The 15,598-nt window shown below is 26.5% G+C and carries 22 protein-coding genes and 1 other annotated feature; of the genes, 6 read left to right on the forward strand and 16 right to left on the reverse strand.

Annotated features, from left to right (window positions below; translation table 4 throughout):
• Positions 1-104: 104 nt before the first annotated feature.
• Together AAHN02_RS00250 and AAHN02_RS00255 are read left to right on the forward strand one after the other, a co-directional pair.
• Entirely contained in the window at positions 105-440 is a 336-nt protein-coding gene (locus tag AAHN02_RS00250; protein ID WP_342277769.1) for a hypothetical protein, read from the forward strand.
• Positions 441-509: 69 nt separating this feature from the next.
• Positions 510-1,052 (forward strand): hypothetical protein, encoded by a 543-nt coding sequence (locus AAHN02_RS00255; protein WP_342277763.1) that lies wholly within the window; start codon positions 510-512, stop codon positions 1,050-1,052.
• A 138-nt stretch (positions 1,053-1,190) separates the two neighbouring features.
• Here AAHN02_RS00255 and AAHN02_RS00260 read toward each other — a convergent pair whose 3' ends face one another.
• The 12 genes from AAHN02_RS00260 to AAHN02_RS00315 all read right to left on the reverse strand — a co-directional run bounded on the left by AAHN02_RS00260 (position 1,191) and on the right by AAHN02_RS00315 (position 8,426).
• Positions 1,191-2,279 carry an integrase core domain-containing protein gene (locus tag AAHN02_RS00260; protein ID WP_342277764.1) on the reverse strand — a complete coding sequence of 363 codons (1,089 nt, stop codon included), beginning with the start codon at positions 2,277-2,279 and terminating at the stop codon, positions 1,191-1,193.
• 62 nt (positions 2,280-2,341) lie between these two features.
• Positions 2,342-2,782, reverse strand: coding sequence for a hypothetical protein (locus tag AAHN02_RS00265; protein WP_342277765.1), 441 nt, complete (start codon positions 2,780-2,782; stop codon positions 2,342-2,344).
• Positions 2,783-2,985: 203 nt separating this feature from the next.
• Positions 2,986-4,812: a hypothetical protein gene (locus AAHN02_RS00270; protein ID WP_342277766.1), complete on the reverse strand. Its 1,827-nt coding sequence runs from the start codon at positions 4,810-4,812 to the stop codon at positions 2,986-2,988.
• Positions 4,805-5,086, reverse strand: a complete 282-nt coding sequence (locus tag AAHN02_RS00275; protein ID WP_342277587.1) for a hypothetical protein — start codon at positions 5,084-5,086, stop codon at positions 4,805-4,807. Before AAHN02_RS00275 ends, AAHN02_RS00270 begins: the two co-directional genes overlap by 8 nt.
• Positions 5,087-5,191: 105 nt before the next feature.
• Positions 5,192-5,437 carry a hypothetical protein gene (locus tag AAHN02_RS00280; RefSeq protein ID WP_338967003.1) on the reverse strand — a complete coding sequence of 82 codons (246 nt, stop codon included), beginning with the start codon at positions 5,435-5,437 and terminating at the stop codon, positions 5,192-5,194.
• A gap of 9 nt (positions 5,438-5,446) precedes the next feature.
• Entirely contained in the window at positions 5,447-5,773 is a 327-nt protein-coding gene (locus AAHN02_RS00285) for a hypothetical protein (RefSeq protein WP_338967752.1), read from the reverse strand.
• 13 nt (positions 5,774-5,786) lie between these two features.
• Positions 5,787-6,776: a hypothetical protein gene (locus AAHN02_RS00290; RefSeq protein WP_342277770.1), complete on the reverse strand. Its 990-nt coding sequence runs from the start codon at positions 6,774-6,776 to the stop codon at positions 5,787-5,789.
• A 31-nt stretch (positions 6,777-6,807) separates the two neighbouring features.
• Positions 6,808-7,044, reverse strand: a complete 237-nt coding sequence (locus tag AAHN02_RS00295; protein WP_338967750.1) for a hypothetical protein — start codon at positions 7,042-7,044, stop codon at positions 6,808-6,810.
• Between the two features lie 15 nt (positions 7,045-7,059).
• Positions 7,060-7,290, reverse strand: coding sequence for a hypothetical protein (locus tag AAHN02_RS00300; RefSeq protein WP_338967749.1), 231 nt, complete (start codon positions 7,288-7,290; stop codon positions 7,060-7,062).
• Between the two features lie 164 nt (positions 7,291-7,454).
• Positions 7,455-7,667, reverse strand: a complete 213-nt coding sequence (locus AAHN02_RS00305) for a hypothetical protein (RefSeq protein ID WP_215825617.1) — start codon at positions 7,665-7,667, stop codon at positions 7,455-7,457.
• Between the two features lie 30 nt (positions 7,668-7,697).
• Positions 7,698-7,892 carry a hypothetical protein gene (locus AAHN02_RS00310; protein WP_342277768.1) on the reverse strand — a complete coding sequence of 65 codons (195 nt, stop codon included), beginning with the start codon at positions 7,890-7,892 and terminating at the stop codon, positions 7,698-7,700.
• Positions 7,893-8,093: 201 nt separating this feature from the next.
• On the reverse strand, positions 8,094-8,426 hold the full coding sequence (locus tag AAHN02_RS00315; protein WP_342223612.1) for a hypothetical protein: 333 nt from the start codon (positions 8,424-8,426) through the stop codon (positions 8,094-8,096).
• Between the two features lie 364 nt (positions 8,427-8,790).
• Positions 8,791-8,927 (forward strand) — a sequence feature (ribosomal protein L10 leader region).
• A 56-nt stretch (positions 8,928-8,983) separates the two neighbouring features.
• On the opposite strand from AAHN02_RS00315, the gene rplJ reads away from it, so the two are divergent.
• Complete coding sequence (gene rplJ, locus AAHN02_RS00320) at positions 8,984-9,478, forward strand: 50S ribosomal protein L10 (RefSeq protein ID WP_342277771.1); 495 nt, start codon at positions 8,984-8,986, stop codon at positions 9,476-9,478.
• Between the two features lie 167 nt (positions 9,479-9,645).
• Positions 9,646-9,972, forward strand: coding sequence for a 50S ribosomal protein L7/L12 (gene rplL, locus AAHN02_RS00325; protein WP_375315772.1), 327 nt, complete (start codon positions 9,646-9,648; stop codon positions 9,970-9,972).
• A 36-nt stretch (positions 9,973-10,008) separates the two neighbouring features.
• Here rplL and AAHN02_RS00330 read toward each other — a convergent pair whose 3' ends face one another.
• A complete protein-coding gene (locus AAHN02_RS00330; RefSeq protein ID WP_342277772.1) occupies positions 10,009-10,953 on the reverse strand; it encodes an IS30 family transposase in 945 nt (314 codons plus the stop codon).
• Positions 10,954-11,087: 134 nt separating this feature from the next.
• Between AAHN02_RS00330 and AAHN02_RS00335 the strand changes: the two genes are divergently transcribed.
• Positions 11,088-11,588, forward strand: a complete 501-nt coding sequence (locus AAHN02_RS00335) for an MBL fold metallo-hydrolase (protein WP_342277773.1) — start codon at positions 11,088-11,090, stop codon at positions 11,586-11,588.
• A gap of 76 nt (positions 11,589-11,664) precedes the next feature.
• Positions 11,665-12,609: an IS30 family transposase gene (locus AAHN02_RS00340; protein ID WP_338966716.1), complete on the forward strand. Its 945-nt coding sequence runs from the start codon at positions 11,665-11,667 to the stop codon at positions 12,607-12,609.
• Here the strand turns inward: AAHN02_RS00340 and AAHN02_RS00345 are convergent.
• The 3 genes from AAHN02_RS00345 to rplK form a co-directional block, all read right to left on the reverse strand.
• A complete protein-coding gene (locus AAHN02_RS00345) occupies positions 12,606-14,006 on the reverse strand; it encodes a flavin monoamine oxidase family protein (protein ID WP_342277774.1) in 1,401 nt (466 codons plus the stop codon). The two genes, AAHN02_RS00340 and AAHN02_RS00345, sit on opposite strands and share 4 nt — an antisense overlap.
• Positions 14,007-14,179: 173 nt before the next feature.
• Positions 14,180-14,881, reverse strand: coding sequence for a 50S ribosomal protein L1 (gene rplA, locus AAHN02_RS00350; protein ID WP_342262715.1), 702 nt, complete (start codon positions 14,879-14,881; stop codon positions 14,180-14,182).
• Between the two features lie 2 nt (positions 14,882-14,883).
• Complete coding sequence (gene rplK, locus AAHN02_RS00355; RefSeq protein WP_342277775.1) at positions 14,884-15,318, reverse strand: 50S ribosomal protein L11; 435 nt, start codon at positions 15,316-15,318, stop codon at positions 14,884-14,886.
• Between the last annotated feature and the right edge of the window lie 280 nt (positions 15,319-15,598).

Consider the following 15,598-nt stretch of genomic DNA (forward strand, 5'->3'; position numbering starts at 1 on the left):
TAAATATTAATTTAACCTTATATTTCTTGTAATAAATAAATGAGCTCGTATTTATTTATTAATTAAAAGCAAGTTTGTAGAAACCAAAATCTTGTCATATGTATATGGTTTCTACACTAAAAATAAAAATTAGTCATACTACTTGGGTAAATATTCAATTTTTAAATAAAAATCAAAGTGTAAGTGAATTTAGAAATTCAATAATTTCTATACTAAATGGTTTTGAAAAAAGTGTTTCTTCCGGAACTAATTATATTGTTGATTCAGATATGAATATTATGTTTAATACTATCATCAATCATTTTGATAGAATCAATGATGTTTTTAACGCTAAAGATGATGACAGTCGCGGATTATTAATAATCACTGATAGGGATGGTTACTGAGCTTATCCATGAAGTTCTAACTGGGGAGGAGATTATGGAGCTTTTGTTAATTAAAAAAGTTGTTAATTATAAACAAAATTTATTAAATTAGTTAGTAAAAATCTAAGAAAAAGGTTAATTTAAATGAAAAAATTACTAGGAATTTTAGCAACAATAACAATAACAGGAAGTGGAATGGCGGGACTTGTCGGAAACGCCCCAAATCCAGAAAAAACAAAACAAATATTAGAAAATAATAGTGAAATAGTTTTAATGCGTGTTAAAAGACAAGTAAATCAAATAGATTTTGAAAATTGAAAAACAAATTTTAATGTTTGGAAAACAGATGTTGAAAATTCAAGAGCAAGACTATCTAGATCTGAAATTTCTTCTAATAATACTGATATCAATATTTGACAAACCAAACGAATAAATGAATTAAATGCCCAAGTAGAAATATTAAATGAAATTATAAAATCTTTAAACACCGAAATTAAAGTTGAAAGTAGTTTTATGACTAATTTAAAAATGGGTGCCGATGCATGTGCCAAGGTTACCAGCATAACAGCTCCAGTTACGAATTTAATTTCAACTGTTGGTAGTAGGTTAAGTGATAGTATAATTCTTGGAATTGCTGCCGATCTTCAATGAATTTTAAATTCCATCTGCAATATAGTTGCAGCTTAAAATAATATAGAAACAACAATAAATCTATGTGATAATATTATCAGTAAGAAATATCAAGCTAAATACCTTGATATTTCTTTTTTATTGTTAAAAATAGTGATGTTGTTTAGTAACAATTAGTTTAACACCAAAAATAATTTATAAATTATTTTTTATAAATTTTTGTAACGTTTGAAATGGGGTTTTAGTGTTTAAAGATGAATGAGGGCGTTCAAAATTATAAAAGTAATAATATTTGTTTAAATAATGTTGAAGTTCGTTTTGATTTAATTTTTTATCCTTAGAATAAAATAATTTGGTATAATGTTGATGGAATCGTTCAATCTTTCCGTTGCTCTGAGGAGAACGGATTGGTGTGGTTTCGTGAACAATTCCGTTTCTTGAAAGAAAGGTTGTAAAAGGCCTTTCTTTTACTTTGTATGATTTTTTATTACTTCAGTTAGTGGTAGTAAATTCCGGAGCATTATCAGTACGAAGGCGTTTAATTGTTATGCCAAGCTCACTAAAATCTTTTATTGCTCTTTGCGCGGCGTTAATGGCATTATTGGTTCCTAAACTATCATAAATATAACCAAATACTATGCGTGTCATTTCGTCAATGAAATCATAAATATAATATTTTTTATCAACCGGAAAATTTGATGTAGTAATGATTTTGGCATCCATTTGTAAAAGACCAATCTCGGAAACTTCATAACGCTTAAAATGGCGTTTTGTTTGTTTAATTTGTTGTTTTAATTCTTTTCAACGAGGGTCAGATTTAATTCAACGATAAAAAGTTTTAATATTTTTAGGAATTTCTGAATTTTTAACATCATGGAAACCAATTTTTAAATTGTTAAATAAAGACCATATTCCACCGGCTTTGATATTTTTGTAATCAAAATATAAATCACATACTTTTTTACGAGAATTTAAACTATATTGATAATTAAGATTTTGTGGTTTTGTAGTTTTAAACAATAACAAATCTAAATTGTCAGAATAATAAGCGGTCATAATTTTTTCTGCCCAACGATAAAAGGTTTTCGTTGCATTCTTAAAATATTTTTTAACAAGTTTTGTTAAAGTAGTTTCTTCAATATAAAAATAAGTACATAAATTTAAATAGGCAGTAATGCGTTTTTTAGTTTTATAGTAATAAGGATTACGACAATTAGCACTTAATCAACTTTGGATTTTTGCTTTTAAATCTGCTAAATCAGCTTGGGAAATAATATATTTCATTTTTAAACTCCTTAAATTAAGAAAATCGCATTACAAAAAATACGATTTTCAATAATATTTATTTAATTACTAATTTTTTTATTAGGCATTTTGGCAGAGAAAAAGATTAAGGAATAAGGACTTAAATTTCTTAATTTAATCACAATATCAACTACTTTTGGAATAGTATAAATTTTTTTACTACCAATAGATTGAAAGGTTCCATATTTTTGAAAAAAATCTTTTATAGGTAGAAAAGCTTGACTATCCATAAAAAAAGGTAAACGATTAGGATAATTTTTATTTTGATTTTTAACATCGTTAGGTAATTCAATATCAAATTTAGATAAATCAAAATAAACACCAGAATCAAGAACAAGAGTAATGTTTAATAAACTAGAAAATTTCAACTCACAACTGTTATTGCAAATATTATCTTTTTTTGATTTAGAAACATCTGCTTTATTACATCCAGAAATAAACATTATACATATTAAATTTAAAGCTGATAAAAATTTTCGCATAAAGAAAAACCCTCCCTTCAAAGGAATTATATTATACTTGGTACATAAACTTTAATTTTATCTACTATTTTGATAATATTATTTTCTTACTGAGGTACAAATGTTAGATAAATACAAAAATGAAAATGAGTTTTATAGTTTGGTGGGCATAAAAATGTTATAGTTATGTGTACCAAATCTATTATAAAAAATATTGAAAATATTTAAGAGAACTTTTTTAATATCATTAATAAGATTGCTAATGGCACTACAAATTCAAATAACATCTGAAATGCTGGAATAGCTTCAAATACCGGAAAGGCAGTTTCGGTAAAGTTAATCGTTGTTTTAGCAATATCGGCAATGGGGCGAATTAAAAGATTGATTCCAGAGAGACCAAGCAATCAATTTAACACACTAACAGAAGCGTGCTGAATACCACAAGATATTGCACTAAATAAACCTCAATAAGAACAGTTGGGCGTCGGAATTAAATCATTCATGTTTCCACTTATTCCGCCACCAATAAAAGCTGTTGAATTCAAAATGTTAAAATCGTATAAAGAATAATGATATTCAGTGCTTTCATTTTTCTTTTTATACAGCGGGAAGGTCAGTGTAAAAATATTAATCCCATACATTACATCAACTTTGGCATTATAAAAATGCAGTGTATTACTAGTAGCATTTCATAATTGGTTATCATATGCTTTTAACACATTAAAATCTATTTGGTAAGAACTTTTACCAGCATTAAAACCATTGGCGGTTTGTTTATCTTTAACAAAAAAATAGGAACGAAAAATCATATTCTTACTATTTTCGATTGTGGAACCAAAGTTAATTAAATACTGTTTGGGATAAAAGGTAATTAAGGAACGATAGAAAAAGCCCATTTGTAAAACATTTTTAGGAATTTGTTTCATCCCTTTGTAATCTAATTCTACATAAGTAGAATCATCCATGTCAAAACTGGCATAAAAAAATTGTACAAAAAAGTCACCTAAAACTTTATAAATTTTATTAAATAAACCATTAATAAAATCAATAGTTAAATTTTTTTGATAATAAAGCATAAAATCTTTAAAATCTGATTTTAATTTGTCATCATAGCGTAAAAAATCGAAAGTATTACCATAATAATTAATTTGTCCAAAAAAGGTATTAATAAAATCTTTAGTTCAACCATCTAATCATCTAAATTTAATCAATTGTTCATCATTTAAATAAAAAGTAACCATTCCTAAAACAATTTCAATTCTAAACATATCATTAAAACTAGAAAATTCTAAGATATCAAAAAAATATAATGAGTTTTCAGGTTCAAAACTACGAATTAAAGTAAATTTACTATTTTGTTTAAAACCATTTAATGCAATTGACATTTCACTCATATATTTAAAATTATCATCAAAGAAATTAAAAATGGGAACTCAATATAAATAACTATAATTAAATTTATCAAAATCTCGGCGTTGTATCATTAAATAATCAAGTTTATCTTGAAACTGATTATACTGATATTCGCCATCATTTTTAGTAATTTCGGTTGGTAATAGTTGTTCGTTATCTTTTTCAGGCAAAGGAATTTCCGCCGAGAAAAAGATTAAGGAATAAGGACTTAAATTTCTTAATTTAATCACAATATCAACTACTTTTGGAATAGTATAAATTTTTTTACTACCAATAGATTGAAAGGTTCCATATTTTTGAAAAAAATCTTTTATAGGCAGAAAAGCTTGACTATCCATAAAAAAAGGTAAACGATTAGGATAATTTTTATTTTGATTTTTAACATCGTTAGGTAATTCAATATCAAATTTAGATAAATCAAAATAAACACCAGAATCAAGAACAAGAGTAATGTTTAATAAACTAGAAAATTGTAATTCACAACTATTGCCACATTGACTGGAGTTTGAAGCTCGTTTTTCTCGTTTCATAAAGAATTGTTCCATATTAGGTTTTAGTGATTGTTTTGTATCAAAGAACGCCCCTAGCGGTACCAAACCAATAAACATTATAATAAATCAAGAAATAATCTTATCCATCTCATCACGCCTTAAAACTCTTTTTTATTGCTTTAACAGCATCAGAAAATTTATAATGTTGATGTTGCGGACATTCACAATTAGCAACTTGCATTTGATGCTTTCTAAAAACTTTATTAAAGTAATAACCCCTAATAAATAACTTAATAGCAGTTATTAACAAATAAACGATTAATAATCAAAAATACACTTTAAGAAATACATTTTGAAAATCAAACAATATAAAATCTTTAAAAAACTCATCTGTGTTAGTTCTAATTCTTGTTAAAAACACTCAAATTATAACGATAAAGCTATGAAGTATAATAAAAAAATGTATAAAACCTAAAACACTTTTAAATCATTTAATACCTAATATTTTCTTTAACTTTTTCATTTTTTAACTCCTTAAAATTAAATATATTGTTGATAAAATGCAAATCGTTCCTAAAATTTGGAAAATCGGATGTTGAGAAAATAACCTAATCATTGGTTTAAACAAATCTAAAATTTTAATATTATTTGATAGAACTTTATTAAAATATTCTAAACCCTCACGCACATAGGCTCATAAACCTAAAAAGTCGTTTAAAGCAAAAATAGAAAAAACAGCAACAAGAATAAATAATATTATTAATTTAAACATTTTCTAAACCTACCTTTTTATTCGCCGTCCGTGCTGGTTAACTCATGGTCTATTTTTAGGGCTATTACCACTAAACTTCTTAATTGAACCACTAGATGATTTTTTCTTAGCTCCTCAATTAGCAACTGATTTTTGATATTTTTTACGAAAACCAACTTTTGGTCGTTCAATATGAATACCTAAAATGCCACCAATTACAAGATTTATCACAAGCATAATTAGCGGAAAAATAATAATGCGAATATCTGTTCCAGGAATGGTTAAAGTTCAAATTAAATCAAAAACTTTATAAAACATATCACCAATCAAACTAGCCATTTTTTCTAAGTTTTCCATTTTTTAAACTCCTTTACTTATTTTTCTTCTTCAGATTATTTTTTAACTTAGTAAGTATCTTACTAAATTTTTCCATTTTTAAATATTCTAACGCTTCAATATCCATCACATTATCATTTCAAAATTTATGCTGATAATTATCATTCAAAGCACGATTACTTAATTCACGCAAGAATGATAAATATTTATTATCATAAAGGTTTAAAATTGACATCGGAATTTTCAATTTAAAGAAATAAATGTCTAATTCCGGAATGCTACGATACTTGATTTTGCGACCTTTTTTATCATTTTTAGCATTAATTAGCGTTAATCGTCATTGCTCGTATTCGCTTACCGATTTAAAAGTGCCGTAAATAACTTGTAAATAAGGACGAGAGATACTAACTGGTTTTTTTCTAATGCCAACAATTATTGAATTCGCAATATCACGAACTTTAACTCATATATGTTCGGCTCGTTGTCCGCTTGCTAATACAATATGGGTAAATTGTCGAGCCGAAGCGAAATATTCTTGTAAACCTTGAGTTACTCTATCATTTTCTTTATAGTCAGTTCCTTCTAAAAATAAGTTGGTTTCATCTCATAACAGTAAATGCTTTTCTTCTAATATCGGATAATTATAATCTAATAAAGACATATGCCCTAATGAAAGCATTTGTTTATCCGTAATCGGAAAAGTAGAAATCGTTTTTCAACCACTTAATAAGTAAGAAGCTAAAACCATTAAAGCAGTTTTGCCAGTTCCTAAGGCACCAATTACTAAATTTAAAGGTGAATTTAATAAGAAATTAATAAAACTACGACGAGCAAAGAAATGAGAAATTTTAGTATATAGAATATACAAAGCAATTAATAAATAAATAATATCAAATAATATTCGTCAACTTTGAGGATTATAATAATGCAAAATCGCACCATAAAATCACGCAATAATAAATAAAGTGCGATTTAAAGCGACAAAATCATATAATCTTAAATTTATTTTTTTAAACAATAGCATCACTTAAATCACACTTTCTTTATTTTTATTACTATCTGCCGGGCATTAATTTTTCAAACATTTTGAAAGCAATTAAAAATAAACCAATAATCACCCCAAGCAAGAAAACTCAATATGTAGCAAAGAAATTAACAACATTTGGCATATTACCACCAATAATATCAGTTCAAATATTACCGAACGCTGTAATTAATGCTTTTCATAAGTTAGTAACCGCTTGTTCACCAGTAATTTTTGCTGGTGCATCGGCCAAGAAAGTTCCAATCATATAATCACCCCCTTTCTAAACAAAATATGATTTAACCTTATAAAATAAAATAACCATAAATAAGATAATGAATACTAATACCATTCAAAAGGCAATATTGGCTATTAAAAGTCAAAGTAGTTCTTTGGTTAAATCAATTTCTTTACCAGAAACTCACGCCGGAATAACTTTAATTTGAATAAATAAATCTCAAAAATATGATTTTATCATTTCTCAATCTAAATCTTTTCAAGCAACTAAAAACATAATAATTACCGCTTAAAAGGTCAAAAGAGTAGAAAAATAATGGCTGAAAACAACATTACAATTATTAAAATTGAAAACAAAAATACAACTTGGGGTGGTAAATCGGCAGTTGGATAAATTAATTCAATTAACTCAATAATTATTTTTTTAAACATTTTCTAAACCTACTTTTTAATTTCTTTTTCATCTTGTTCTAATAAATTTCGCTTAAACTTTGCAATGAATATTCGCTGTGAATAAGTAAAATCTTTTGGTAGCTGTTTTGCTTCACTACCATATTTCTTTTTATCTTTAAAAAACCGATAAATATTAACAGCAATATAATATGCTAGTAATAATGTTAAAATCGTAAAAAACACTAATCCAAATATACTCATCTTTCTTTTCTCCTTAATTTTCTAATTAATTTATTTTTTTAAACAATTATGTTCAACAAAATCAAAACAAAGTCAATTATCACCAACTAAATCAGTTCTAACAGAATCAACTGCAGATTTAGACGCTCAAATTTTTTTTTCTAATCCGGTTTTTTTATTAATAGAATATATAAACTCTTGACAATAATCTTTGCCAGGCTCATCCACACTAACTCACATTTTCATTTCTAAAACTCCAAAATTAATTTTTTTACTACATTAAATCAAAAAATGCAATAACTTAGTTAAATAAATCAAACTAACATTGATAATTAACGGGCGGAGCATACGCTTTCCGCACCGTTTAAACACCTTAAAAACCAACCTAAATTTTTTTAAACTATATTTTTTTCTTTACCTCTATTCTTAAAATGCCTTAAAACACCTTTAAAATGAATTTTTAAAATAATTAAAACTTACATCCTTTTTAGCAATCTCTTTCTCCGCAACAAAAAAACCTAACAACTCATGACCTAAAATCAAACTAGATTCTTGACCTTTCTTATTATTAACTAAAACCAACTGATACTCACCATCTTTAATTATTCCGATACAAATAGAATTCTCATATTTTCCTTTATAAACAAATCGTTTTGAAAACCAAATACCAGTAGATTCATACAATCAGGGAATTGCTGGTGCTTTAATAAGTACTGCATTTTGCGTTTCTTTCAAAAGATATTTTTCAGTATTTAAAAAAATATTTTCAATATTTCTCATATACATACCACCCTTACAATATTTAGTTATATTAACTTAGTTATATTTAACTTAGTCTTTTAACTTAGTTCAATATATTTCTCTTTAAACTCTTTCTTTAAACTAAATTAACATAACTTGTTAGTAAACTTCGTTTACTAAAAAACTTAGTTTATCAACAACAAGGCACAAAAAAATACAAGGCATAACTAAAAATAATAAATATTAATTTAACCTTATATTTCTTGTAATAAATAAATGAGCTCGTATTTATTTATTAATTAAAAGCAAGTTTGTAGAAACCAAAATCTTGTCATATGTATATGGTTTCTACATAAAATTTTAAAATAAGTATTGCATTTGTGTTAAAAACATATTATTATTATTTTATGCTATCAATAGTCTATAGACAGCAACGGGGAAACCTTAATTATGTTGCCGAGGATTAAAAGGTATAGGATTTTGGATTACAAAAACTCTTTTAAACTCGGTATTACATACCGAGTTTTTTTATGTAAGATAGATATTGATTTCAGGATTAAACGGTTATGTTTAAGAAATTAGGAAGGGGTGGATGAATGGGACCAGCAATAGAAACTAAAAATAATATTGTTCAAGAGATTAAAACAAAGATTGCATCGTCAAAGTCAACAACTATTATTCATTATCATGGATTTTCTGTTCAAGATTTAACTAATTTAAAGTTACAGTTAAGAAGTGAAGATGCTAGTTTAAAAATTTATAAAAATACATTAGTAAGAAGAGCATTACAAGAGTTAAGTGTTAATAATTTAGATGATGTCTTATTAGGCCCTAATGCATTAGTGTTTTCGGCAACTGATGAAATTGTAGGCCCAAGATTATTAGCTAATTTTGCTAAGGAACATAAAAATTTAGTATTAAAAAGTGCTATTTTGGATGGTAAAGTAGTGTTATATGATGAATTACAAGTATTAGCCACATTGCCTTCAAAAAACAGCCTTATTTCAATGTTTGCTTCAGCAATTATTAGTCCATTAATTAATGTTGCTTTAGCAATTAAAGCCATTGCTGATAAACAACTAACAGAATAAACTGATATATAAAAATAAAAGGAGAGAATTATATTATGGCAGAAAATAATCCAATAAAAAAAGATACCCAAGAAGAAATAGAAAATAAAATTAACGAAGAAAAAACTGGTAGTGTTAAAAAAGGTAATAAAATAACAAAACAAGATATTATCGCTTCGCTAGCAGAGATGAAATTAATTGAACTAAATGAATTAGTAAAAGCAATTGAAGAACATTTTAATGTTACTGCTAGTGCACCAGTGATGATGCAAGCAGCTTCACAGGGTGATGGTAATGTTGCACCGACAGAGGTAAATGTTATTTTAACTAAACTTGGTGATTCTAAAATTGCAGTTATTAAAGCAGTAGCCGAGATTACCGAAAAACCTTTAATGGAAGCTAAAAAATTAGTTGAGGGTGAAAATCCAGTAATTAAAGAAAAAGTTAAACCAGAAGAAGCCGAAAAAATTAAGGAAAAACTTGTTGCTGCTGGTGCTGGGGTTGAAATTAAATAAATTTTAAAAAATGCCAAATTGTAAAGTTAAGTGCAACTAAATTATTTTTCTAACCAAATATTCGATTGGCGAAAGATAATTTAGTATTTTTCTTGGTCTTTGGTTTAAAGACAATATAAATTTATGAACTGCATTTTTAGTAGTGTTTGAAAAATTAAATTTTTTAGGAAATTTTTCTCTAATTAAACCATTAGTATTTTCATTAGTACCTCTTTGTCAAGGTGAATATGCATCAGCAAAATAAATTTTCACATTTAAATTTTTTTCAAGTTGTTGTCAATTAGCAAATTCTTTACCCCTATCAAATGTTATAGTCTTAACAAGATTATTTGGAAGAATTGATAAATAATGACTAATATTTTTGTTAATAACTTTAGTAGTTCTATTTTCAACTAATATTGCTAAAGTAAATCTTGATGTTCTTTCAACTAAAGTTATTAAACATGATTTACTTTTACCTCGTGATGATACTACAGTATCACCTTCTCAATGGCCAAGAGTTATGCGATTATTAACATTTCGTTCTTTAATGGATTTACCATTAAATTTACCCCGATTTTCTTGAGATTTTGGTTTCTTACCTTTTCTTCTTAAATTTTTACTAGTAACCTTTTCAAGTAATCCAGAATAAATTCAATTGTAAATTGTTTTAAAACTAATAATTCATTCTTGATGAAAATTTTTAATTCTGCCATAAATTTGTTCAGGCGATCAACCTAATAATAATTTTTGTTGTACATATTTTATTAATTCTCTATTTTTAAATTTATGAAAATAAACATGTAATTGTTTTCTATTTTCTGCTTTATTTTGTGCAATTAATGAAAAATAATGATTATTATCTTTATTTCTATTAACTTCTCGATTAATAGTACTAATACTTCGATTAAGATTTTTAGCTATTTCACTAATTTTTACTTTAAATTTCAATTGATTCTCAATATAAATTCTTTCATCTATGCCAAGATGTTTGTATCCCATATAAAAACTCCTTAAATTTACTTTTTCTAAAATAAACTTAGCATCATGAAATTTTTATATGAAATCTTTTGCAATTTTATTTACTTGCACTTACAAGTATAATTCAGCTTGTTATTATTTGAATTAAACCGTTATTGTTTTTTTTACATTATCTTTATCAAGGAATTTTAATATTTACTTATTTTTTAGTTTCAACAACGATATTTTTCCATTTAACAGAAATGCCAGTGTGATTTTATTTTATATATTATGTTATTGTTATTTTGCTTTGCTATGGGTGAAATAATTATGTTGGAAAAATAATGGCATTTTTGGGATATGTTTGTGTATGAGGATATTGAATGCTGGTCCCATATTTAAATTCATCATTATCTGTGCAAATGTTAAATGTTGGTAATGCTTTGAGTATTTTAATAAAATTACCTCATAATCAAGGAAATATTCTTTTTGATGCGGGAATTGATAGTTTGAATAAAAATAATTCATTAATTTTAGATTATTTAAAACGAGAAGGTATTAATACTCTTGATGCTGTGTTTATTAGTCATAATCATCAAGATCATAATAATAATTTACAATATTTACAGCAAAATTTATATATTAGCTGAATTATACTTGTAAGTGCAAGTAAATAAAATTGCAAAAGATTTCATATAAAAATTTCATGATGCTAAGTTTATTTTAGAAAAAGTAAATTTAAGGAGTTTTTATATGGGATACAAACATCTTGGCATAGATGAAAGAATTTATATTGAGAATCAATTGAAATTTAAAGTAAAAATTAGTGAAATAGCTAAAAATCTTAATCGAAGTATTAGTACTATTAATCGAGAAGTTAATAGAAATAAAGATAATAATCATTATTTTTCATTAATTGCACAAAATAAAGCAGAAAATAGAAAACAATTACATGTTTATTTTCATAAATTTAAAAATAGAGAATTAGTAAAATATGTACAACAAAAATTATTATTAGGTTGATCGCCTGAACAAATTTATGGCAGAATTAAAAATTTTCATCAAGAATGAATTATTAGTTTTAAAACAATTTACAATTGAATTTATTCTGGATTACTTGAAAAGGTTACTAGTAAAAATTTAAGAAGAAAAGGTAAGAAACGAAAATCTCAAGAAAATCGGGGTAAATTTAATGGTAAATCCATTAAAGAACGAAATGTTAATAATCGCATAACTCTTGGCCATTGAGAAGGTGATACTGTAGTATCATCACGAGGTAAAAGTAAATCATGTTTAATAACTTTAGTTGAAAGAACATCAAGATTTACTTTAGCAATATTAGTTGAAAATAGAACTACTAAAGTTATTAACAAAAATATTAGTCATTATTTATCAATTCTTCCAAATAATCTTGTTAAGACTATAACATTTGATAGGGGTAAAGAATTTGCTAATTGACAACAACTTGAAAAAAATTTAAATGTGAAAATTTATTTTGCTGATGCATATTCACCTTGACAAAGAGGTACTAATGAAAATACTAATGGTTTAATTAGAGAAAAATTTCCTAAAAAATTTAATTTTTCAAACACTACTAAAAATGCAGTTCATAAATTTATATTGTCTTTAAACCAAAGACCAAGAAAAATACTAAATTATCTTTCGCCAATCGAATATTTGGTTAGAAAAATAATTTAGTTGCACTTAACTTTACAATTTGGCAATATTTTTTTAATTTTAGGTTTTTTAACTTTTAATTTCTTAATAATTTCATCAGCAGTTCTTTCACCAGATAACACTGCTCCTTCAAAATAACCATTAAAATGAATACTTAACTCTGTACTTGCTCAATGAATTGCACCAATGGGGCGCCTTAAATATGGTCCATAACTAGTTCAACAACCAATTCTTAAACTACCTGAAAAACATCCACCTGTTCAAGGCGAATTTAATCAATCATATTCAATATACTGTAAAATATTTTTAGCCTCTTCACCAAAAAATAATGCTAACTCATTCAGTAATAACTTTTTTCTTTCTTCTAAATCCTTTTGAATTAGTTCTCTTTTTTTATTACCATAAATAAATCCTGTCAAAATAGCATGCGGATCACTTGGTGTGGTATTATCTGTTACTTCGGTAAGTCAGCCTTCTTGTAAATAAACATTACCAGAATTATTATCTTCAATTCAAAAAGGTCTTTCATAAACAAAATGAACTTTAAGAGCATCACCACCAGGAAAATTTTGTAATAAACCATAGTATTGTGAACCTAAACTTGGATGATAATGAATTTTACTTGCAAGCACAGGGGGAATTGCAATAATTAAATACTTTCCCTGATAAACATTATTATTCATTGATAAAACAGTAGCACATTCTTGATCATAATTAATAACTGTTACTGGTTCATTTAAAATAATATCTGTTCCTTTTAAATCACCAACCATTTTTCTAGCAATTTTATAACTACCACCAATAACACGATAATGCTGAGCACCTTTTTCAGAACTGGTAGCAACATCAAATCCAGCATTACTAGCAACATAAAATAATGCTTGCAACATTGAAATATGACTAGTATCACGAGATAATAATCCCCCAGCAATAATTCTTCCTACCATTTTTTTAGCATATACTGTTGCATCTTGCATTTCTAATCAATGTTCAAAGGTAATATTATCTCATAATTTAGCATTAGGATGCATTCACGGTTTTTCTAAATCAATTTCTTTTGTTAAGTTATCAAAATTATTAACTAACAACATTGCCTCTTCGGGAAACTCATCAATAATTTTACCATTATATTGAAATAATGTTTTACCTTCTGGAAAAGGCGGTGTTGTATATTTTTGTAACTTATATTTATTAATAAACGATAACATCCTTTGATGTTGTCAACCAACTCATTGACCGCCTAATTCAACTATTGTTCCATCATCTAAAACTTTATTTCAACTACGACCACCAATATCATCATCAGCTTCTAAAATTAATACTTTTAACTTATAAGGTTTTAAGCGTAATGCTGCCGCTAAACCAGAAAATCCAGCTCCAATAATAATAACATCATACTTCGTTTGATTATTTTTCATTACGAATGTACACCTCAATAGCATTACCTTAAAATAATTACTTAATTATAATTATATCAAAATTACCAGTTATTAGCAATACTACTAACTAATCGCAAAGATTATAAGAATAATATATAAAAAAATAGTAGAGAAAAATCTTCTCTACCACTTTAAAACATTATATTATATCATTAATGCTCAATAGCAACTTTAATCGCTGGTCCCATAGTAGTGCTAATACTAATATTTTTTACATAAGCACCTTTAACGGCTGCGGGACGAACTTTTCTAAGCGTTTCATAAATCGCTTGATAATTTTCCTTTAACTGCTCTTCACTAAAAGAAACCTTACCAATAATTACATGAACATTACCTTGTTTATCAACACGATATTCAATCTTACCCTTACGAATTTCTGCAATTGCTTTTTGCACATCAGTAGTTACCGTTCCTGTTTTTGGATTTGGCATTAAACCCTTAGGTCCTAATATTTTACCAATCTTTCCTAATTCAGCCATAATATCTGGTGTTGCAATAATAACATCAAAATCAAATCAATTTTCTTTTTGAATTTTTTCAATTAAATCCTTACCACCAACAAAATCAGCTTTATTATCAATCGCCACTTGGTTCATACTATTAGTTAATACTAAAATTCTTTGTTTTTTACCAGTTCCTGCCGGTAATACTAACGCTCCACGAAGTTGTTGATCAGCATGTCTTGGATCAACATTTAAAAGAAAAACTAACTCAACCGTAGCATCAAATTTTGTTATTGAAGTTTTTTTAACTAATGAAACAGCTTCATCAATTGAATATATTTTAGTTTTATCAAACATTTGGGATACTTTTTGATAATTTTTAGAATAACGACTCTTTTTAACAATTACCATAACTATTTTTGTTCCCCTTTTGATAGCTTTTCAACAACAATTCCCATATTTCTTGCTGTTCCTTCAATAATTTTCATTGCCTTTTCAATATCATTAGCATTTAAATCAACCATTTTATATTCAGCAATTTCTCTGATTTTATCTTTAGTAATCGTTGCTACTTTTTCTTTTTTACTACTACTTGAACCTTTTTCAATATTAGCTGCTCTTTTTAATAAAACAGCTGCTGGCGTTGTTTTTAAAACAAAATCAAATGACTTATCATCATAAGCAGTAATAACAACAGGGACAACATCACCCATTCTTGTTTTTGTTGCATCATTAAAAGTAATACAAAATTGTGGCATATTAATCCCTAATGAAGCCAATTCCGGACCTGGCTTAGCTTGTGCCGCATTAAACTGTAATTTAGCAATTCTTTTAATTTTTTTAGCCACGAGCAACACCTCCTATACATAATTGTTCTCGCTGTGGTCAACGATATCTCTCCCACATTAACCTATTTTTTTCAGGCTTATAATATAATAACATTATTACTGTCACAATTCAACATAACTACTATTAGAGGTCGCGTTTAGTTATCTTAGGTATTGCTTTGAAGAAGTAAAACAATCAGCTAACTATATTATTTAATTACTAAACTAACCCGCCTTTCCTTATTATTGTCATTTTTATTCATTACCATTTTATCATATTATTGAATTTTTACACAATAAA

The sequence above is a fragment of the Spiroplasma endosymbiont of Nephrotoma flavescens genome (assembly GCF_964030835.1).
Taxonomy (GTDB): domain Bacteria; phylum Bacillota_I; class Bacilli_A; order Mycoplasmatales; family Nriv7; genus Nriv7.